We start from the raw sequence: 19213 nt of genomic DNA on the forward strand, positions 1-19213 counted from the left end.
TTGGGTGAGTATCTCATCAACCGGGGTGCAAGATGAAGCGTTTCATCGAAGGCGAAGACCGAGGACAGGGGACGTTGCTGCCTGAGCTGCTGGACGACTACGTGGCCGAGAACAATCCGGTTCGCGTGGTCGATGTATTTGTAGAAGAACTCGACTTGGGAAAACTCGGCTTCGGGCGTGTGCAGCCGGCCAGGACCGGACGACCGTCCTACCATCCAGCAGTACTGCTCAAGCTCTACATCTACGGCTACCTCAACCGCATTCAGTCGAGCCGGCGGCTCGAGCGTGAAGCGCAGCGTAATGTGGAACTGATGTGGCTGACGGGGCGGCTGACGCCGGACTTCAAAACGATTGCCAACTTCCGAAAGGACAACGGCAAGGCGATTCGCAATGTCTGCCGGCAGTTCATCGTACTGTGCCAGCAACTGGACCTGTTCGCCGATGCAATGGTCGCAATTGACGGCAGCAAGTTCAAGGCAGTCAACAGCAGTGATCGCAATTTCACGCAGGCCAAGCTCAAGCGCAGGATGGAAGAGATCGAGGCCAACATCGGTCGTTACCTGGCAGACCTGGACACGGCTGACAGGCAAGAACCGGCGACGAAACAAGCGCGCAGCACCCGGCTGAACGATAGAATCGCGGCGATGAAGTCGCAGATGGCTGTCCTTAAGGAAATCGAAGCGAAGCTGGAAGCGACTGGCGAAACGCAGATCTCGCTGACCGATCCGGATGCCCGTTCAATGATGACGCGAGGCTCGGGCATCGTCGGGTACAACGTCCAGACCGCGGTCGACGCCAAGCACCACCTGATCGTCGAGCACGAGGTAACCAATATCGGCAGCGACCGCGATCAACTGTCAGGGATGGCCAAGAAGGCCCGCACTGCAATCGGGACCAACACGCTAACTGCGATCGCTGATCGCGGCTACTTCAAAGGCGAGGAAGTCCTGGCATGCAGCCAAGCCGGCATCACTGCAGTAGTGCCAGCGACAAAGACGTCCAATGCCAAGGCCGACGGGCGATTCGACAAAGCCGATTTCGTCTACGATCGGGAGAAGAACGAGTACCGCTGCCCAGCTGGCCAATCCCTGATCTGGCGATTTTCCGGCGTTGAAAAGGGCATGACGCTTCATCGCTACTGGAGCTCGAACTGTAAGGCTTGCCCGCTCAAGGATAAGTGCACGCCGAGCCAGGAGCGCCGGGTGACGCGCTGGGAACACCAGGACGTGCTTGACGACATGCAGGAGCGTCTTGAACAAAATCCGGACGCCATGCGAATCCGGCGTTGCTCGGTCGAGCATCCCTTCGGGACGATCAAGTCATGGATGGGCGCCACGCATTTCCTGACAAAAGGACTTGAGCGTGTGAAGGCCGAGATGAGCCTGCACGTGCTCGCCTATAACTTGAAGCGCTTGATGACGTTACTTGGTGTCGATGGCATGATCGAAGCAGTCAGGGCATATGCCCTTTTACAGGCATTACAACGTGCGTTTGCAGCGGTTATCCTACTGGTCCAGTCGCCGAGCTCGAAAGATGGGAACAGCTCACGTAGCGCCCCATCAAACCGCAGAAATGCAGTGGCCGGGTGCAAACTGATCACCTCTATCCATTTCTGAGTTTTTACACAGCCTGGGCCGGGAGCTGTACCAGCCCGGCATAGTCCCCGCGCCGGACCTGGTAGTCCAGGGGGTTGATGGACGTGGCATGGACCCGGACCAGAACTTGCCCTGCTCCAGGGACCGGTTTGGGTACGTCACGGAGTACGAATGCGTCCGGGCCGCCGAACGTGTCGAGTGCGATAGCTTTCATGGGATCCTCATTTCGTTAAAAAGGAATATCGGGAATTTTCGATATAAATAGGCAAAAAAACTTCACAGGTCCTTGCCGATCAGATCGGCGAGGGTACTGATGGCTTCCTCGTTTCGCTTGTAGTAGGTCCACTGGCCGATGCGCCGGGCCTCGACCAGGCCGGCCCTTTGCAAGGTTGCCAGATAGTCGGAGACCGTCGACTGCGACAATCCGACACCCTCCTGGATACTGCTGACGCAGACCCCGACCGTATCGACGTCCCCTTCGTCCTGCGGCGGGAAGTTGTTGGCGGGGTCCTTCAACCGTTTCAGGATATCGAGCCGGGTGCGGTTCGAGAGCGCCTTGAATATTTCGAGCAAGTCCATGCGCCGAGTATATCGAAAATTCCCGATATGTCAATCTGTAGTTTGTGAGACGCCGCCATCGCCTGCTACAGAAGAGCCCGCTCCAGGCTCCTGCTCAGTTCCCGCCTTCGTACCCGTTCTGCCGCCACGCCTCATAGACCACCACGGCCACCGTGTTGGACAGGTTCAGGCTGCGGTTCCCCGGCCGCATCGGCAGGCGGATACGCTGCGGGGCAGGGAAGGTCTCCCGGAACTCCGGTGCCAGGCCGCGCGTCTCCGAGCCGAACACGAACACGTCGCCGGGCTGGAACGCCAGCTGGCCGAAGGGCGTGGAACCGTGCGTGGTCATGGCGAACATGCGCAGCGGATCGGGCGACACGGCGGCCAGGAACGCATCCCAATCCTTGTGCACCTTCATTTGCGCGTACTCGTGATAGTCGAGCCCCGCGCGGCGCATCTTGGCATCGTCGAGGGGGAAGCCCAGGGGTTCGATCAGGTGCAGCTGCGCGCCCGTGTTGGCGCACAGGCGGATGACGTTGCCGGTGTTCGGCGGAATTTCTGGATTGACCAGCACTACATGAAACAACGTTTTCTCCTCGATTAAGAATGACGGGGCGGCGTGCGGGCAAACACGATATTCGTCACCCGCGCGGCGCCATGGCGCTTGAACACGGCCGCCAGTTCGCCCAGGGTCTGGCCGCTGCTCATCACGTCGTCGACGATGCCGATATGGCGCCCTTCCACGAGCGCCCGGTCCGGCACCGCGAACACATGGGCGACGTTGGCACGGCGCCGGCCGCCATGCAGCCTGCTCTGCGCCGACGTTTCCTGCACCCGTTCGGCCAGCCGCGGCGCCACGGCGATACCCAGCATGCGCCCCAGTGGCCGGGCGATTTCCAGCGCCTGGTTGAAGCCCCGCCCGGCCAGCCGGGCCGGGCCCAGTGGTACCGGGCACAGCACTGCAGGAGCGGTGAACGCGGGCAGCGCACGTACCGCCTCGGCCAGCAATTGCGCGAACAGCCGCGCGTGGGCCAGCTGGCCGCCGAACTTCAGCTCCAGGACCAGCCGGTCCCAGGGCAGGGCATAGGCGGTTGCCGCCACGGTCGCGTCGTAGGAAGGGCGGCGCGTCACGCATGCGCCGCACATGAGCACGGTACAGCCGGGCGGCAGCGGGTCCGCGCAGACCGGGCAGCGAGGCTCGGCCTGGCTGAAGAATTGCGCGCGGCAGGGAGCGCACAGCGCTTCCCGGCCGTGCTGCCCGCACAGCACGCACGGGCAGGGCAGCAACATGGCCAGGGGCTTTGCCAACGCCATCGCCAACGCCATCGCAATTTGCTCCAAGCATGTAGACTGCGCACATTATCGCATTCAACCTTACATCCCCATGCAAGCCCGTCCCCCCAAACTGTCCGCTCCCATCGATGTGGAGCGGGTCCGCGCCCTGTTCTCCCAACCCGGGCGCCTGCGCGACGCCGAGTTCCTGCGCCGTGAAATCGCCCACCGCATGTTCGAACGCCTGCAGCTGGTGCGCCTGGCGCCGCTGCGTGTCCTCGATGCCGGCTGCGGCGGCGGTGCCGATCTCGCAACGTTGCAGAAAGCATATGCCGCGGCGCAGATCGTCGGCCTCGACGCCTCGCTTCCGATGCTGGACACTGTCGACACGGGCGGCGCGAAAGGCTTGAACCGCCTGATCAGCAAGCTGTTGCCCGCCAAGACCGGTATCGACCTCGTCTGTGGCGATTTTGCCGACTTGCCGCTGGGGGCGGCCAGCGTGGACCTGGTCTGGTCGAACCTGGCGCTGCACTGGCATCCGCAGCCGGACCGGGTGTTCGCCGAATGGCGCCGCGTCCTGCGCGTCAAGGGCCTGCTGATGTTTTCCTGCTTCGGTCCGGACTCCTTACAGGAAGTACGTTCTGCCTTTACCGATATAGATCTTGCTCCCCATACACTACCCTTCGTGGACATGCATGATTTCGGCGACCAGCTGGTCGAAGCGGGCTTCTCGACCCCGGTGATGGACATGGAAAAAATCACCGTTACGTACGACGATCCGGCGAAACTGCTGGCCGATGTGCGCGCTTTGGGCGGAAACCCCTTGAGCACCGTACGTAAAGGCTTGCTCAGCCGTTCAGCCCGTGAGAAGCTACTTGCAGGACTGCAAAAACAGCGCCGCGCAGACGGCAAGATCGGCCTCACTTTCGAGGTCATTTACGGGCATGCTTTCAAGCCCGAAGCACGCGTTACGAAGGATGGCGAAGCCATCATTCGCTTCGCGCCGCGGACACCAAAATGATAGCGATACATGCCGCGACGCACCATTTTTCGTGGCGCAATTTACCTTGAAGTCGATAAGATTTACTGCTTATAATCCTTGACTGTTTTGGCCACTTTTTTCCATACGGACAGCAAGATCCGGACGTTTGCAAAGGCCGAAAGTATCAAGCTCAGTAGCCCGCGTCATCGGCGATGGTGGCTCTGCCGGTGGCATGGTCGTGACTCCGACAAGGAGGCACAAGGTGTTTGAGAGCCAGACGATCCACCCCTACAGGCAGGTCGTCGCCATAATAATTTTTTCTACTATCTTGGGTTGGTTTTGGGGAACATATGACACTTGCGAAGCGACTCACATCGTTGCTGGCCGCATCATGGGCGGCGTTGGCCTGCTCGTCGGCCTGGGCAGCGCCGGCAGCGACGGCAACCGGAACATACACCACGGCCACGGGCGGCACGGGCGGGCCGCTGCCGAACCAGCTCGACCTGCAGCCCGCCGCGACCCAGATCGCTTCCGAAATCCATACGCTGCACAACTGGATGATGATCGTCTGCCTGGTGATCTTCGTCGCCGTGTTCGGCGTGATGTTCTATTCGATCCTCAAGCACCGCAAATCGGTCGGCCACAAGGCCGCCACGTTCCATGAATCCACCGCCGTTGAAATCGCCTGGACGGTGGTGCCGTTCCTGATCGTCATCGGCATGGCGCTGCCTGCGACCCGCACCGTGGTCGGCATGAAGGACACGTCGAACGCCGACATCACGATCAAGGCCACCGGCATGCAATGGAAGTGGGGCTACGACTACCTGAAAGGCGAAGGCGAGGGCATCTCGTTCATCTCGAACCTGTCCACCCCGCGCGCCCAGATCGGCGCCCCCGGCGTGCCCGCGACCGAACAGCGCGGCGAAAACTACCTGATGGAAGTCGACAATGAGGTGGTGGTTCCCGTCAACAAGAAGATCCGCATCGTCACCACCGCCACCGACGTCATCCACGCATGGATGATCCCGGCGTTCGGCGTCAAGCAGGATGCGATTCCCGGCTTCGTGCGCGATGCGTGGTTCAAGTCCGAGCATACCGGCACGTTCCGCGGCAACTGCGCCGAACTGTGCGGCAAGGAACACGCGTTCATGCCGATCGTCGTGCGGGTTGTCACGGACGCCGAGTACACGGCGTGGGTCAACACGAAGAAGGCGGAGATGGCCGCGCTGGCGGACGATCCGAACAAGACCTGGACCATCGACGAACTGAAGACCAAGGGTGAAAAGGTGTACGCCGCCAACTGCGCCGTGTGCCACCAGGCCAACGGCAAGGGCGTTCCGAACGCATTCGCACCGCTCGATGGCTCGGCCATCGTCAACGGCGGCAAGGGCGACCAGATCCACGTGCTGCTGAACGGCCAGAAGACCGGCAAGTACCCGGCCGAGATGCCGGCCTGGAAGCAACTGTCGGATACCGACATTGCCGCCGTCATCACGTACACGCGGAACAACTGGTCGAACAAGCCAGCGGAAAACATCGTTCAACCGGCTGAAATTGTGGCTGCACGCAAGTAATCAGGAGCATTACGATGAGCACTACTACGATCGACCACGGTCATGACCAGACGCACGGTCACGACCACGCGCATGGCCACGACGACCACGCACATGACCATCCGACCGGCCTGCGCCGCTGGCTGTTCGCCACCAACCACAAGGATATCGGTACGCTGTACCTGTGGTTCTCGTTCATCATGCTGCTGTCCGGCGGCGTGCTGGCGCTGATGATCCGCGCGGAACTGTTCCAGCCGGGCCTGCAGTTCTTCCACCCCGAGTTCTTCAACCAGCTGACCACGATGCACGGCCTGGTGATGGTGTTCGGCGCCATCATGCCGGCCTTCGTGGGCTTCGCGAACTGGATGATCCCGCTGCAGATCGGCGCGTCGGACATGGCGTTCGCCCGCATGAACAACTTCAGCTTCTGGCTGCTGCCGCCCGCCGCGCTGCTGCTGGCCGGCTCGTTCCTGGCACCGGGCGGCGCCACCGCCGCCGGCTGGACGCTGTATGCGCCGCTGTCCACCCAGATGGGCCCGGGCATGGACATGGCGATCTTCGCGATGCACATCATGGGCGCCTCGTCGATCATGGGTTCCATCAACATCATCGTCACCATCCTGAACATGCGCGCACCCGGCATGACCCTGATGAAGATGCCGATGTTCTGCTGGACCTGGCTGATCACCGCCTACCTGCTGATCGCCGTGATGCCCGTGCTGGCCGGCGCCATCACCATGACGCTGACCGACCGCCACTTCGGCACCTCGTTCTTCAACGCCGCCGGCGGCGGCGACCCGGTCATGTACCAGCACATCTTCTGGTTCTTCGGCCACCCCGAGGTGTACATCATGATCCTGCCGGCATTCGGCATCGTCTCGCAGATCATCCCGGCCTTCGCCCGCAAGCCGCTGTTCGGCTACGCATCGATGGTGTACGCCACCGCGTCGATCGCGATCCTGTCGTTCATCGTCTGGGCGCACCACATGTTCACCACCGGCATGCCGGTCACGTCGCAGCTGTTCTTCATGTACGCCACCATGCTGATCGCGGTGCCGACCGGCGTGAAGGTGTTCAACTGGATCGCCACGATGTGGAAGGGGTCGATGACGTTCGAGACGCCGATGCTGTTCGCGGTGGGCTTCATCTTCGTGTTCACGATCGGCGGCTTCACCGGCCTGATCCTGGCCGTGACGCCGATCGACATCCAGGTGCACGACACCTACTACGTGGTGGCGCACTTCCACTACGTGCTGGTGGCCGGTTCCCTGTTCGCGCTGTTCGCCGGCTTCTATTACTGGGCGCCGAAGTGGACGGGCCACATGTACAGCGAAGCGATGGGCAAGATCCACTTCTGGGGCTCGCTGATCACGTTCAACATCACCTTCTTCCCGATGCACTTCCTGGGACTGGCCGGCATGCCGCGCCGCTATGCGGATTATCCGGCCCAGTTCACCGACTTCAACGCCATCGTGTCGGTGGGCGCATTCGGCTTCGGCCTGATGCAGGCCTTCTTCCTGTTCTTCGTGGTGCTGCCGACGATCCGTGGCGGCAAGGCCGCGCCGGCCAAGCCATGGGAAGGCGCCGAGGGCCTGGAGTGGACCGTGCCGTCGCCGGCGCCGTTCCACACCTTTGAAACGCCGCCGACCGTCAAGTAAAGCGGGAACGTGCCATGTCGAACCGGAAAAAAAGCAACCTGCGGCTGGCGCTGATCCTGGGTTCGATCGCGCTGGTGTTCTTCATCTCCGTGATCGCCAAGCGGCTGATGGGCTGAGCCGATGAACAATGAAAACCGCAAGCTGTTGCGCAAGCTGGTCGTGATCGCGGTGGCGATGTTCGGCTTCGGCTACGCGCTGATCCCGGTCTACAAGCACATCTGCGAAGTGCTCGGCATTAACGTGCTGACGCAGAAGGATGGCACGGTGGCGCCGCCGGAAAACACCCAGGTCGACCGGTCGCGCAGCATCACCGTGGAGCTGGACAGCAACGTGCAGGGCACGCTGCGCTTCCGTCCCACGCAAGGCAGCGTGACCGTGCACCCTGGCGAGATGGTGACGGTGGTGTATGAAGTGGTCAATTCGCAGGGGCGCGTGGTGAATGCGCAGGCGGTGCCGAGCTATGCGCCGCAAAGCGCCACGCCGCACTTCAAGAAAGTGGAGTGCTTCTGCTTCAAGCAGCAGACCCTGCAGGCGCACGAGGCCAGGCAGATGCCGGTGATGTTCTACCTGGATCCGCAACTGCCGAAGGAAGTGAAAACGATCACGCTGTCGTACACGTTCATCGAGATCGGCGGGCTGGCGCAGTCGCCGCAGCCGGCCGGCGCCGCTGCCGCTGGCGGGACAGCAAGGCTGTGAACGGGCGCAAGCCGTCCTTCCTGTATTCGCTGAAGGCGGTGCTGTGGTCGTTCGTGGGTTTGCGCCGCAAGAGCGATTTCGACCAGGACACGGGCAAGCTGAACCCGATCCACGTGATCGTGGCCGGATTGATCGCGGTGGCGCTGTTCATCGGCATCCTGGTCGCCATCGTCAAGGTCGTGGTGGCGCAGCAGTAAGTCCGGTGCAAGGGGGGGCAATGAGTGGGCCATGAGCGGGACAGGAAGCACCGCATCAAGCCAGACACGGCCGCAACAAAGAATCGCATTAGAAATATTAAACAAGATATTCGATCGTAAGTTCGCGAGGAGATGAAGATGAATTCGAAGCAAGCACCGTATTACTTCGTGCCCGGCCCGTCCCGCTGGCCCATGCTGGCCGGGATTTCGATGCTGGTGACGATGATCGGCGCGTCGGCCTGGGTCAACGACAGCGCGTGGGGCAAGCTGGTCTGCCTGGTCGGCATCGCCGCGATGCTGGCCGTGCTGTACGGCTGGTTCGGCGATGCGATCCACGAATCCGAGGGAGGCCTGTACAGCAAGCGCATCGACCATTCCTACCGCTGGTCGATGGCCTGGTTCATCTTCTCGGAAGTGATGTTCTTCGGTGCGTTCTTCGGCGCGCTGTTCTATGCGCGCGTGATCTCGATGCCGTGGCTGGCGGACCTGGACCACAAGGTGCTCTGGCCCGACTTCTCGCCGCAGTGGGGCAACGCCGGCCCGGCGGGCGTGGTCGACACGTTCAACACGATGGGCCCGTTCCCGATCCCGACCATCAACACGGCGCTGCTGCTGGCCTCCGGCGTCACGCTGACGATCTCGCACCACGCCATCCAGGCCGGCAAGCGCAGCAAGTGCGCCATCTGGCTGGCCGCCACGATCCTGCTGGGCGCCGTCTTCATGGGCTTCCAGGTGTATGAATACATGCACGCCTACCAGGACCTGAACCTGAAGCTCACGTCCGGCATCTACGGTTCCACGTTCTTCATGCTGACCGGCTTCCACGGTTTCCACGTGACGATGGGGGCGATCATGCTGACGATCGTGCTGTTCCGGGTACTGAAGGGGCATTTCACGCCGGAGAACCACTTCGCGTTCGAAGGCGCGGCCTGGTACTGGCACTTCGTCGATGTGGTATGGCTGGGACTTTATGTCGTAGTGTACTGGCTGTAGGCGCGGGCTATAATCGGCTGATGACAGCAAAGCCGCAGTGGCGTGGTCACTGCGGCTTTTTGTTTGGTCTTTCGATCTTCGAATCTTGTGATGGCGCGACGTGCTTCCTACCGGATTCCCGTCGGCTGGATATAGCCCATCCGGTTCAGCACGAGGATGATGATGAACAGCGCGATCGAGAAGCCCACGCGCAGCGCAAGGGCGCGCACGGTGCGGGGATTGCCGCCCTTGCCGCGCATCACGTAGAACAAGGCGGAGCCCAGGCTGCCGATAATCAGGATGAAGGCGATGGCAACGAAAATTTTCATGGTGGCTGCGGGCCGGAAGGGTGGAGCTTCATTGTAATGCGTATCGCTTTCCGCTTTAAGACCGTGCCGTTCATTGCAACGCTGCTGCTCGTGGTGCTGGGCATCGCGCTGGGCCGCTGGCAGGATGGCCGCGCCGAGGAAAAACTGGCCGTGGCCGCCGAACTGGCGGGCGGCAGCACCGCCGCGCCCCTGGTGATCGGCGCGGCGCCGCTGGCCCCCGAGCAGGCGCAATTTCGCCGCGTCTCCGCCACCGGCACCTTCGTCGCCGACTGGCCCGTGTACCTGGACAATCGCCCCCACGATGGCCGCGCCGGCTTCTACGTGCTGATGCCGTTCCGCATCCAGGGCACGGCCATGCACGTGCTGGTGGCGCGCGGCTGGCTGCCGCGCGACGCGGTGGACCGCCAGCGCATCGCCACGTATCCGACGCCTTCCGGCACCGTCACCATCGAAGGCGTGGCCAAGCCGAACGCCGGGCACGTGATGGAGCTGGGCGAGGCGCCGCCGCTGGCCGCCGGCGCGATCGTGCAGAATGCCGACGTGGCGCGGGTGGCGGCCGCCAGCGGCCTGCAGTTGCAGCCCTTCGTGCTCGAGCAGACTTCCGCCGACGGCAGCGAGGGCATGCTGCTGCGCGACTGGCCGCGGCCCGACCTGGGCGTCGACAAGCACCGTGGCTACGCGTTCCAGTGGTATGCGCTGGCGCTGACGGCCTTCCTGTTCTTTATCATCAGCGGAACAATCAGTGGACAACGCAGTGGAAACAGCAGTGGAAAAAATGGTGGAGAAAGCAGTGGGACGGAACGCAGTGGAACAAAAGACAATCAGTAAGGCGCGCGGGCGCTGGAAGCTGTTCGCCGTGCTGGCCGTGTGCGCCTCGCCGCTCCTGGCCTCCTATCTCACCTACTATGTGCTCAAGCCATCGGCGCGCAACAACTACGGCACGCTGATCGACCCGCGCACGGTGCCGATGCCGGCGATGGCCACGCGCACGCTGGCCGGCGATCCGGTCACGCTGGAATCGCTGAGCGGCAAGTGGATCATGCTGAAGGCCGGCGGCTCCGATTGCCAGCAGGCGTGCCAGGACCAGCTGTTCACCATGCGCCAGCTGCGTACGATGCAGGGCCGGGAACGCGAACGCATCGAGCGGGTATGGCTGATCACGGACGAACAGCCGCTGGAAACCGTACTGCTGCGGGTCAACGACGGTACCCGGATGCTGCGCGCACCGAAGGACACCGTCTATCGATGGCTGCCGGTGGAGGAGGGCGGCAACGCGCAGGAACACATCTACATCATCGACCCGCGCGGCAACCTGATGATGCGCTTCCCGAAGAATCCGGACCCCGCGAAGATGAAGAAGGATATCGGCAAGCTGCTGAAGGCATCGGCGATCGGATAAGCGGCCGGCCGGACAAAGGAACATCATGCATCACACCACGCTGGCCCAGATGGCCATCACCGCCCTGATCGTCGCGCTGCTGCCGCTGTCGATCGTGTTCATTTCAAGGGATGTCAACAAGTACCGCAAGCTGGTATGGATCAGCGTGTTCATCACCTTCGACCTGATCGTGTTCGGCGCGTTCACCCGGCTGACCGACTCGGGCCTGGGATGCCCGGACTGGCCGGGCTGCTACGGCCTGGCCAACCCCTTCCTGGCGCACGAGGAAATCCGCGCCGCCGAGGCGCTGATGCCGACCGGCCCGGTGACGATGTTCAAGGCCTGGGTCGAGATGATCCACCGCTATTTCGCGATGGCCATCGGCGTGCTGATCATGGCGATGATGGCGGTGGCCTGGTACCGCTGGCGCCGCGAGCGCAAGGCCGGCTACCATCCGGGCTACCCCACCTTGCTGTTCTTCTTCGTCTGCCTGCAGGGCGCGTTCGGCGCCTGGACCGTCACGCTGAAGCTGCAGCCGGTCATCGTCACCATCCACCTGCTGCTGGGCATGGGCCTGCTGGCGCTGCTGGCCTGGTTCGGCGGCCGGCAGGACCATGCGATGACGCCGTTCGGTCCGGCCGGCGTGCCGGCCCCCACGCTGCGCACCATCCGCCGCCTGGCCGCGCTGTCCGGCGTGGTGGTATTCGTGCAGCTGTTCCTGGGCGGCTGGGTCAGCACCAATTACGCGACGCTGGCGTGCATGGAGTTTCCGCTGTGCGGCGGCGGCAAGGTGATACCCGAGATGGATTTCGAGCACGGCTTCCACCTGTGGCGCGAACTGGGCAAGACCAGGGCCGGCCATTACCTGCCGTTCTCCGCGCTGACGGCGATCCACTGGGTGCACCGCAATTTCGCGCTGGTGGTCTTCCTGGTGCTGGGCTATACGTGCTGGCGGGCGTGGCGCGTGCCGGCGCTGCGCAAGCCGGCGCTCGGCATCGCCATCGTGCTGGTGCTGCAATTGCTCACCGGCGTGGCGACGATCTACCTGAACTTCCCGCTGACAATCGCCGTGCTGCATAACGCCGGCGCCGCTCTCCTCGTGCTTTTCCTGACCATGGTAAACTATCGGGCCAGTTTTTCGACCCCCACTCCATGACCGCTCAAGCCGCAGCCCACCGCCAGACCAGCCGCATCGCCCAGTATTGGGCGCTGACGAAGCCCCGCGTCACGCAGCTGGCCGTGTTCTGCGCGGTGATCGGCATGTTCCTCGCCACCGACGGCTTGCCGGACTGGCGCGTGGTGGTGGCCGCCACGATCGGCATCTGGCTGCTGGCCGGCGCGGCGTTCGCCGTCAACTGCCTGGCCGAGCGCGAGATCGACGCGCGCATGGCGCGCACCGCGCGCCGCCCGATGGCGCGCGGCGAAATCACGCCGACCCAGACGATGGTCTTCTCCAGCATCATCGGCGGCGCCGGCATGTGGATCCTGTACGCGCTGGTGAACCCGCTGACGATGTGGCTGACCTTCGTCACCTTCGTCGGCTATGCCGTCATCTACACGATGATCCTGAAGCCGGCCACGCCGCAGAACATCGTCATCGGCGGCCTGTCCGGCGCGATGCCGCCGGCGCTGGGCTGGGCCGCCATCGCCAACGAGGTGCCCATGCAGGCCTGGCTGCTGGTGCTGATCATCTTCCTGTGGACGCCGCCGCATTTCTGGGCGCTCGCGCTGTACCGCCGCGACGATTACGCGAAATCGGGCCTGCCGATGCTGCCCGTCACGCACGGCATGGCATTCACGCAGTTCCACGTCTTCCTGTACTCGATCGCGCTTGCCGCGACGACGCTGCTGCCGTTCGCGGTCGGCATGAGCGGCCTGATCTACCTGGCCAGCGCCATCGTGCTCGATGCGGTCTTCCTGTGGTATGGCTGGCGCATCTGGCGCAACTACAGCGACCTGCTGGCGCGCAAGGCCTTTGCGTTCTCGATCCTCTACCTGGCGCTGCTGTTCGGCGCGCTGCTGCTCGATCACTATATCCGGATCACCTGACATGAAAAAACTGCTCGCGGTGCTGTTCCTCCTGGCCACCCTGGTCGCCTGTTCCGAGAAGCGTGCCAGCTTCGTGAATACCGACATCACGGGCATCGACTACGCCAAGGGCTTCTCGCTGAAGGACCATAACGGCAAGCCGGTCACGCTGGAAAGCTACAAGGGCAAGGTGGTGGTGATGTTCTTCGGCTTCACGCAGTGCCCGGACGTGTGCCCGACCACGATGGCGGAAATGGCCGCCGTGATGAAGGAGCTGGGCCCGCAGGCGAAGGATGTGCAGGTGCTGTTCGTCACGCTGGACCCGGAGCGCGACACGCCCGAACTGCTCAAGCAGTACGTGCCGGCATTCGACCCGGGCTTCCTGGGCCTGTACGGCACGCCGGCCGAGATCGCGCAGACCGCCAAGGAGTTCAAGGTGTTCTACAAAAAGGTGCCGGGCAAGGACCCGGCCCAGTACTCGATCGATCACACCGCCGGCAGCTACGTGTTCGACAAGCAGGGCAGGGTGCGCCTGTTCCTGCGGCACGCGCAGGGCGCCCAGCCGGTGGTGCACGACCTGAAGCAGTTGCTGTCCTGATTGCCGCCGCGGTACACGAAGGGGGGCGCGGTGCCGTCCTCCTTATGCCGCTCTCCTTTTGCCGCTCTCCTTTTGCCGCTCTCCTTGTGCCGCTCTTCTTATGCTGCCCTCCTGAAGCGGCTTTCCTGATGCTGCCTTCCTGCTAACCTTGCATCCTTTGCAGGGCGCCCCCATCTGCCGGGCAACCCTGGAGGATGCCGCCGCATGGAAAAGCGCTTTCAACCCTATACCCGCCTCGCGGCGATTGTCTTCCTCGTGGTCGGCTGCCTGTGGGTGCTGCGGCCCTTCCTGCCGGCCGTGCTGTTCGCCTGCGCGATCACGATCTCCAGCTGGCAGCTTTACCTGCGCCTCCTGAACCGCATGAACGGCCACCGCACGCTGGCCGCCACCGTGATGACGGTGTCGCTGGTGCTCGTGATCATCCTGCCGCTGGCCCTGGTGACCTGGAACGTGGCCGACAATGCCGGCAACGTCTACCGCGCGCTGCGCGATGCGCTGGCTTCCGGCACGATGGTGGCGCCGGACTGGCTGCGCGGCATCCCCATCGTCGGCGAGACCGTCTACAACTACCTGCAAAACCTGATCAGCAGCCGCGAGCAGCTGATCGACACCGCCAAGCGACTGGTGGAGCCGGCCCGGCACTTCCTGCTGGGCGGTGGCCTCGTGCTGGGCAGCGGCGTGGCGCAGGTGAGCCTGGCGGCCTTCGTCAGCTTCTTCCTGTACCGAGACGGCCATACGCTGCTGAAGGCCCTGTCGATCGGCATGGACAAGATCATGGGCGAGCATGCGCCCGACGTGGCCGATACCGTCAGCCGCACCGTGCGCGGCGTGATGTACGGCTTGCTGGGTACCGCGCTGGCGCAGGCCTTCGTTGCCGCCGTCGGCTTCATGATCGCCGGCGTGCCGGCCGTCGCGCTGCTGGCCGTGGCCACGTTCCTGTTTTCGCTGATCCCCGTGGGACCGCCGCTGATCTGGGGCGGCGCCGCGATCTGGCTGTTCTACCAGGGCAGCACGGGCTGGGCCATCTTCATGGCCGTGTGGGGCGTGTTCCTGATCAGCGGCGTCGACAACGTCGTCAAGCCCGTGCTGATCAGCCGCGGCTCCAGCCTGCCGTTCCTGCTCGTGCTGCTGGGCGTGCTGGGCGGCGTGATCGCCTTCGGCTTCGTCGGCCTGTTCATCGGCCCGACCCTGCTCGCCGTGGCCCTGGGACTGCTGCGCAACTGGACCAACGTCAACCCCGTCACCCCGCACCGCCCCGGCCACGAGCAAGGCGAAGCCGCCCCTTAGAAGTTGCAAAAAAAAACGGTGACAGTCACCATTTAAAACCGGTCACAGGCTCCGATTTCGAGCGATGTTTCGAAAAAAAACCGGTGACAGGCTCCGATTTCGAAAGAAACCGGTGACAGGCTCCGATTTCGAGAATGTTTCGGAACTGTTTCGAAATTAATTCGGAGCCTGTCACCGGTTTCGAAAATAATCGGAGCCTGTCACCGGTTTTGAGGGGCACGCCGTGGGGGAAAGCGCGTCTGCGCTGCCGGGTCAGTTCAGCAGGGTCTTCACCAGCGTGCGGCCGTCGGGCAGGGTGCTTTCCTGCCGGACCATCAGCTGCGTGCCCTTGGCGTACCAGAACTTCGACACGCTGCCAGGCTGGTTGTAGTCGGTGGTGACGATCCAGCAGTCGACGGGGCCGGCGGGGCCGGCGATGGCTTCGCTGCCGGCGACCCTGAAGCTGTAGCGCGCAGGGGCGGCAGAGCCGCCGGCGTGGTAGAACACCAGCTGCGCCTCGTAGCCGTCGGCCAGCGGCAGCGCCTGCAGCAGTTCCATGTCGGTTTCGAAGTTGAACGCCGGCTCCTTCGATTCCACCGCCAGGTTTTTCTGCGCATTGTCCTGCAGCTCCGCCATGCCGGTGATCCGGTCGGCCGCGAACGTGAAGCCCTCGACGGTCTTCCTGCCATCCTTCTCGGTGATGCGCACATGCGTCAGCGGCCGGAACGTGGCGGTCTCGAAGGTGGATTCGAGCCGCTTCACGGAAGGCGCCTTGCCCACCGCATCCCAGCGCTGGCGGATCTGCATGCGCTTGCCGTCGAAATGGATGTCGCGCTGCCAGATGTCGACCGCCAGGTTGCCCTCGGTGGAACGCAGGTAGCGCAGGTAGCGGTGGCTGCCTTCCTTCAGCAGGTGGAAGCGGGGCAGCGCGGTGCCGACTTCAACGTATTGAGGCGCGGCGCCGGCCAGCGTGGTGGCGGCCAGCAGCACGGCGGCGAGCAGGGTCGATCGGAAACGCGGCATTCGGGTCCTCCACGGGTGTGAAAGACCCGATTATAGGGAAATTAAGACGGAAGATAACAAGAAGATAACAGGAGGATGGCAGGAGAGAGGGGCCGGCGAAGGCGCCGCCGGCCGCTCCGGCGTCAGTCCTGCTCGTCCTCGGCGGTGCGCGGCACGCGCGGGATCACCTTCACCAGCAGGATGCGCGGGCCGTTCATCTTGCGCACCACGATGTCGAACGCGTTGAAACTGACCCGCTGGCCCTGTTTCGGGATGTCGCCCAGCTTCAGCATGATCAGGCCACCCACGGATTCCACCTCGTCCAGGCCCAGCTCCTCGTTCTCGATGTCGATGCCCAGCACCCGTTCCAGCGAGAAGATCGGCAGGCTGGCCTTGCCGATCAGCGAACCGTCGTCGCCGCGCAGCCAGTCGTTTTCGTTCAGGCGGAACTCGTCGTGGATTTCGCCGACCATCGCTCCCAGCAGGTTATCCAGCGTCAGGAAGCCCACCGGCCGCTTGCCTTTTTCGCCGATCAGCGCGAAGTGCGGCGCTCCTTCGCGGAAGCGGCGGAACAGGTCGATCGCCAGCGTGCGCGCGGAAATCGTCTCGACCGGCCGCAGGAAGGGCGTGAACGACTTGATCGGCTTGCCGCTCTGCTGCGCGAAGAACAGGTCCTTCAGGTGCACGATGCCGAGCACCGATTCGTCGTCGTCGAAATACGGGTAGCGCGAAAAACGGTTGCGCACCACGGTTTCCAGGTTCGCCTCCAGCGTGCGCGAAGCGTGCAGCGCGATTACCTCGTTGATAGGCCGCATCAGGTCCGACACGCGCAGCTGCGAGAAATCCAGCGTGTTGGCCAGGATGTTGCGCTCGTCCTTGTCGAACTGCTCGCCCGGTTTGCTGGTGCGCAGGATCAGCTTCAGCTCCTCGGTCGAGTAATGCGATTCGTGGCCGCCCGTGCCGCGCAGGCCGGCCAGGTGCAGCACCATGTTGGCGCTCTTGTTCAGCACCCAGATGGCCGGGTACATCATCCAGTAGAAGCCGTACAGCGGCACCGCGCACCAGACCGCCACCGCTTCGGGCACGCGGATCGCCAGCGATTTCGGCGCCAGTTCGCCGACCACGATGTGCAGGAAGGAGATCGTGACGAAGGCGAACACGAACGAGATGCCGTGCAGGATTTCGGGAGAGGTGACGCCGACGGCGGTCAGCACGGGTTCCAGCAGGCCGGCGAAGGCGGGTTCGCCGATCCAGCCCAGGCCCAGCGAGGCCAGCGTGATGCCCAGCTGGCAGGCCGACAGGTAGGCATCGAGCTGGCCATGGACTTTTTCAAGGATGCGGCCCCGCAGGCCCTGCGTTTTCGCGATGGCGCGCACGCGGGTGCGGCGCAAGGTCACGATACCGAATTCGGCGGCAACGAAAAAACCGTTCAGTGCAACGAGGAGCAGTGCGAACAGGACCAGCAATAGATTATGCATAGGGCACACTTCGAGGTGCTTTCGTCACGGCGCGGCGTGGCGCGGCGGTGGTGCGAAATGCTTCGAAGCGGGTAGTTAAAACGCACATCTTAGCCGACCCGCCGCTACCCCAGCGCAATTTTCAGTCCAGCAGCCCCCGGCAATGCCGCGGATACGCACAGAAGCCCGCCCAGGCCCGCCGATGTCCGCTCAGGCTTGCGGCATCACTCCGGTCGCCTTGCAGATCGCCAGCAGCCGCACGGCCAGCGCCGCTTCGCTGCGCACCCGGTCGCGCCGCGCCGCCAGCAGCGTGCGCTGGGCATCCAGCAGCGGCAAGGCATCCGACAGGCCCTGGCGATAACGCACGGTAGCCAGCTCCAGCGCGGTACGCGCGGCTTGCTCGCGCTGGCTGGCCGATTCGCGCCGCGCGCGTTCGGCCGCATAGGCCGACAACGCATCGTCCGCCTCGTGCCAGGCGCGCAGCACGGCCTGGTGCCATGCCACGGCCGCTTCCTGCTGGTCCAGTTCGCGCAGCGTGACCGTGGCGCGCCGCACGCCGCCGTCGAACAATGGCAGCGACAGGCCGGGGCCGACCGACCACTGCCGGCTGCCCCATTCGCCGAAACGGCCCGCCGCCACCGATTCGGCGCCGAACGACAGGCCCAGCGTGATGCGTGGATACAGCCCGGCCCGCGCGATGCCGATCCGCGCGGTGGCGGCGCGCAACGCGGCTTCGGCGGCGGCGATATCCGGGCGCCGCGCCAGCAGTTCGCCGGGCACGCCCAGCGCCAGGTCGGGTGCGGGTCCCAACGGCGTGACGTCGTCAGGCATCGGTACCATGTCGCGCACGGCGCCGGGCGGCCTGTCGAGCAGCAGTGTCAGGCGGTTCTCGGCCTGCGCCTCCTGTTCCAGCAGGCCGGGAAGGGTGCCGCGCTGTTCGGCCAGCTGCGCTTCCTGGCGCGCGACATCGAAGTCCGTGGCGAGGCCGTTGCCGCTGCGCAGCCGGGCCAGCTGCAGCAGCTCCTCGCCGGCCGCCAGGTCCGCGCGGGCCAGCTGCAACTGGGCCCGCGCGGTGCGCACCTCGTAATAATTGCGCGCCACTTCGACGGCAATGGCGAGCCGCACCTGCCACTGCAGCGCCGCGGCTTGCGCGGCATCCGCCTCCGCGGCCTCCACCGAGTGGCGCACCCGTCCCCACAGGTCGGGCTCCCAGCTGGCATCGAAGCCCGCCTGCCACAGGCCGAACGGGCCGGCCAGGATACCGGTGAGACGGTCGCGCTCCGCCGCCGGCGCCAGCGCGTCGAGCATCCTGGTCGCCGCGCCGGTCTCGCTCTGGCGCTGGCGTGCCACGCCGGCCTGCGCGTCGAGGCGCGGCCTGCCCGCGGCGGCCGCCACATCGCGCTGCACGCGGCTTTGCGCGAACCGCAGTGCCGCCGCGCGCACGTCGTGGTTGGCCTGCGCGGCCCGGTGCAGCAACTGGCGCAGGACCGGATCGTCGAAGCGGGCGTAGGCCTGGCCGGCGGCGATGCCGGTCTCGCGCAACTGCGCGCTGCCGCCGTGCCAGTGCTGCCAGTCATCCGGCACGGCAGTGGCGGGGCGCGAATACTGCGGCCCGACGCCGGCGCAGCCGGCCAGCAGGAGCGCTGAAAGAAGGATCGATGGTGTCTTCATG

General features: G+C 64.2%; 20 protein-coding genes and 2 pseudogenes. 14 read left to right on the forward strand and 8 right to left on the reverse strand.

Translation table 11 applies throughout. The annotated features are described in order from the left end of the window. Positions 1–32 precede the first annotated feature (32 nt). Positions 33–1460, forward strand: a pseudogene (locus OU994_RS06385) (IS1182 family transposase); the annotation flags it as partial. A gap of 172 nt (positions 1461–1632) precedes the next feature. Here the strand turns inward: OU994_RS06385 and OU994_RS06390 are convergent. The 4 genes and pseudogenes from OU994_RS06390 to OU994_RS06405 all read right to left on the reverse strand — a co-directional run. Next, positions 1633–1809: pseudogene (locus OU994_RS06390) on the reverse strand (NADPH:quinone oxidoreductase); the annotation flags it as partial. A 62-nt stretch (positions 1810–1871) separates the two neighbouring features. Then, positions 1872–2174: a helix-turn-helix transcriptional regulator gene (locus tag OU994_RS06395; protein WP_131147651.1), complete on the reverse strand. Its 303-nt coding sequence runs from the start codon at positions 2172–2174 to the stop codon at positions 1872–1874. A gap of 94 nt (positions 2175–2268) precedes the next feature. After that, positions 2269–2739 (reverse strand): tRNA (uridine(34)/cytosine(34)/5-carboxymethylaminomethyluridine(34)-2'-O)-methyltransferase TrmL, encoded by a 471-nt coding sequence (gene trmL, locus OU994_RS06400; RefSeq protein WP_281610068.1) that lies wholly within the window; start codon positions 2737–2739, stop codon positions 2269–2271. Positions 2740–2753: 14 nt separating this feature from the next. Next, positions 2754–3461: a ComF family protein gene (locus OU994_RS06405; protein WP_281610069.1), complete on the reverse strand. Its 708-nt coding sequence runs from the start codon at positions 3459–3461 to the stop codon at positions 2754–2756. Positions 3462–3537: 76 nt separating this feature from the next. On the opposite strand from OU994_RS06405, the gene OU994_RS06410 reads away from it, so the two are divergent. The 7 genes from OU994_RS06410 (at position 3538) to OU994_RS06440 (ending at position 9504) form a co-directional block, all read left to right on the forward strand. Further along, positions 3538–4446, forward strand: coding sequence for a methyltransferase domain-containing protein (locus OU994_RS06410; RefSeq protein ID WP_281611591.1), 909 nt, complete (start codon positions 3538–3540; stop codon positions 4444–4446). A 311-nt stretch (positions 4447–4757) separates the two neighbouring features. Then, positions 4758–5981 carry a cytochrome c oxidase subunit II gene (gene coxB, locus OU994_RS06415; RefSeq protein WP_131147647.1) on the forward strand — a complete coding sequence of 408 codons (1224 nt, stop codon included), beginning with the start codon at positions 4758–4760 and terminating at the stop codon, positions 5979–5981. A gap of 14 nt (positions 5982–5995) precedes the next feature. Next, positions 5996–7618, forward strand: a complete 1623-nt coding sequence (gene ctaD, locus OU994_RS06420) for a cytochrome c oxidase subunit I (RefSeq protein ID WP_281610070.1) — start codon at positions 5996–5998, stop codon at positions 7616–7618. A 14-nt stretch (positions 7619–7632) separates the two neighbouring features. After that, positions 7633–7734, forward strand: coding sequence for a cytochrome oxidase small assembly protein (locus OU994_RS06425; protein WP_218943719.1), 102 nt, complete (start codon positions 7633–7635; stop codon positions 7732–7734). A 4-nt stretch (positions 7735–7738) separates the two neighbouring features. Continuing rightward, a complete protein-coding gene (locus OU994_RS06430; protein ID WP_281610071.1) occupies positions 7739–8314 on the forward strand; it encodes a cytochrome c oxidase assembly protein in 576 nt (191 codons plus the stop codon). Next, positions 8311–8511 (forward strand): DUF2970 domain-containing protein, encoded by a 201-nt coding sequence (locus OU994_RS06435; RefSeq protein WP_131147644.1) that lies wholly within the window; start codon positions 8311–8313, stop codon positions 8509–8511. Before OU994_RS06430 ends, OU994_RS06435 begins: the two co-directional genes overlap by 4 nt. Before the next feature lie 132 nt (positions 8512–8643). Further along, positions 8644–9504, forward strand: coding sequence for a cytochrome c oxidase subunit 3 (locus tag OU994_RS06440; protein WP_281610072.1), 861 nt, complete (start codon positions 8644–8646; stop codon positions 9502–9504). Between the two features lie 107 nt (positions 9505–9611). Here the strand turns inward: OU994_RS06440 and OU994_RS06445 are convergent, their stop codons facing one another. Then, complete coding sequence (locus tag OU994_RS06445; RefSeq protein ID WP_131147642.1) at positions 9612–9812, reverse strand: twin transmembrane helix small protein; 201 nt, start codon at positions 9810–9812, stop codon at positions 9612–9614. 36 nt (positions 9813–9848) lie between these two features. Between OU994_RS06445 and OU994_RS06450 the strand changes: the two genes are divergently transcribed. The 6 genes from OU994_RS06450 (at position 9849) to OU994_RS06475 (ending at position 15103) form a co-directional block, all read left to right on the forward strand. Next, complete coding sequence (locus tag OU994_RS06450) at positions 9849–10640, forward strand: SURF1 family protein (RefSeq protein WP_281610073.1); 792 nt, start codon at positions 9849–9851, stop codon at positions 10638–10640. Beyond that, the gene (locus OU994_RS06455) at positions 10588–11211 is read left to right on the forward strand and encodes an SCO family protein (RefSeq protein WP_373922558.1); all 624 of its coding nucleotides are present in this window, start codon (positions 10588–10590) and stop codon (positions 11209–11211) included. Before OU994_RS06450 ends, OU994_RS06455 begins: the two co-directional genes overlap by 53 nt. Before the next feature lie 25 nt (positions 11212–11236). Next, a complete protein-coding gene (locus OU994_RS06460) occupies positions 11237–12346 on the forward strand; it encodes a heme A synthase (RefSeq protein WP_281610075.1) in 1110 nt (369 codons plus the stop codon). After that, positions 12343–13239 (forward strand): heme o synthase, encoded by an 897-nt coding sequence (gene cyoE / locus OU994_RS06465; protein WP_281610076.1) that lies wholly within the window; start codon positions 12343–12345, stop codon positions 13237–13239. The genes OU994_RS06460 and cyoE overlap by 4 nt, the downstream gene beginning before the upstream one ends. A gap of 1 nt (position 13240) precedes the next feature. Beyond that, positions 13241–13816 (forward strand): SCO family protein, encoded by a 576-nt coding sequence (locus OU994_RS06470; RefSeq protein ID WP_281610077.1) that lies wholly within the window; start codon positions 13241–13243, stop codon positions 13814–13816. A 204-nt stretch (positions 13817–14020) separates the two neighbouring features. Beyond that, positions 14021–15103: an AI-2E family transporter gene (locus OU994_RS06475; protein ID WP_281610078.1), complete on the forward strand. Its 1083-nt coding sequence runs from the start codon at positions 14021–14023 to the stop codon at positions 15101–15103. Positions 15104–15355: 252 nt separating this feature from the next. Here OU994_RS06475 and OU994_RS06480 read toward each other — a convergent pair whose 3' ends face one another. From OU994_RS06480 to OU994_RS06490, 3 genes are all read right to left on the reverse strand, one after another. Next, positions 15356–16105 (reverse strand): hypothetical protein, encoded by a 750-nt coding sequence (locus tag OU994_RS06480; RefSeq protein WP_281610079.1) that lies wholly within the window; start codon positions 16103–16105, stop codon positions 15356–15358. Positions 16106–16227: 122 nt separating this feature from the next. Then, positions 16228–17562: a hemolysin family protein gene (locus OU994_RS06485; protein WP_281610080.1), complete on the reverse strand. Its 1335-nt coding sequence runs from the start codon at positions 17560–17562 to the stop codon at positions 16228–16230. A 189-nt stretch (positions 17563–17751) separates the two neighbouring features. Continuing rightward, entirely contained in the window at positions 17752–19212 is a 1461-nt protein-coding gene (locus OU994_RS06490; protein WP_281610081.1) for an efflux transporter outer membrane subunit, read from the reverse strand. Position 19213 lies beyond the last annotated feature (1 nt).

The organism is Pseudoduganella sp. SL102 (genome assembly GCF_027856995.1).
Classification (GTDB): domain Bacteria; phylum Pseudomonadota; class Gammaproteobacteria; order Burkholderiales; family Burkholderiaceae_D; genus Rugamonas; species Rugamonas albidiflava.

Bases quoted from the DNA above. Each gene is read 5' to 3' on its own strand.
- OU994_RS06395 (WP_131147651.1), bottom strand. From the start codon at position 2,174: ATGGACTTGCTCGAAATATTCAAGGCGCTCTCGAACCGCACCCGGCTC.
- OU994_RS06490 (WP_281610081.1), bottom strand. From the start codon at position 19,212: ATGAAGACACCATCGATCCTTCTTTCAGCGCTCCTGCTGGCCGGCTGC.
- ctaD (WP_281610070.1), top strand. From the start codon at position 5,996: ATGAGCACTACTACGATCGACCACGGTCATGACCAGACGCACGGTCAC.
- coxB (WP_131147647.1), top strand. From the start codon at position 4,758: ATGACACTTGCGAAGCGACTCACATCGTTGCTGGCCGCATCATGGGCG.
- OU994_RS06485 (WP_281610080.1), bottom strand. From the start codon at position 17,562: ATGCATAATCTATTGCTGGTCCTGTTCGCACTGCTCCTCGTTGCACTG.
- OU994_RS06445 (WP_131147642.1), bottom strand. From the start codon at position 9,812: ATGAAAATTTTCGTTGCCATCGCCTTCATCCTGATTATCGGCAGCCTG.
- OU994_RS06455 (WP_373922558.1), top strand. From the start codon at position 10,588: ATGGTGGAGAAAGCAGTGGGACGGAACGCAGTGGAACAAAAGACAATC.
- cyoE (WP_281610076.1), top strand. From the start codon at position 12,343: ATGACCGCTCAAGCCGCAGCCCACCGCCAGACCAGCCGCATCGCCCAG.
- OU994_RS06460 (WP_281610075.1), top strand. From the start codon at position 11,237: ATGCATCACACCACGCTGGCCCAGATGGCCATCACCGCCCTGATCGTC.
- OU994_RS06470 (WP_281610077.1), top strand. From the start codon at position 13,241: ATGAAAAAACTGCTCGCGGTGCTGTTCCTCCTGGCCACCCTGGTCGCC.
- OU994_RS06440 (WP_281610072.1), top strand. From the start codon at position 8,644: ATGAAGATGAATTCGAAGCAAGCACCGTATTACTTCGTGCCCGGCCCG.
- OU994_RS06475 (WP_281610078.1), top strand. From the start codon at position 14,021: ATGGAAAAGCGCTTTCAACCCTATACCCGCCTCGCGGCGATTGTCTTC.
- OU994_RS06450 (WP_281610073.1), top strand. From the start codon at position 9,849: ATGCGTATCGCTTTCCGCTTTAAGACCGTGCCGTTCATTGCAACGCTG.
- OU994_RS06410 (WP_281611591.1), top strand. From the start codon at position 3,538: ATGCAAGCCCGTCCCCCCAAACTGTCCGCTCCCATCGATGTGGAGCGG.
- OU994_RS06480 (WP_281610079.1), bottom strand. From the start codon at position 16,105: ATGCCGCGTTTCCGATCGACCCTGCTCGCCGCCGTGCTGCTGGCCGCC.
- OU994_RS06430 (WP_281610071.1), top strand. From the start codon at position 7,739: ATGAACAATGAAAACCGCAAGCTGTTGCGCAAGCTGGTCGTGATCGCG.
- OU994_RS06425 (WP_218943719.1), top strand. From the start codon at position 7,633: ATGTCGAACCGGAAAAAAAGCAACCTGCGGCTGGCGCTGATCCTGGGT.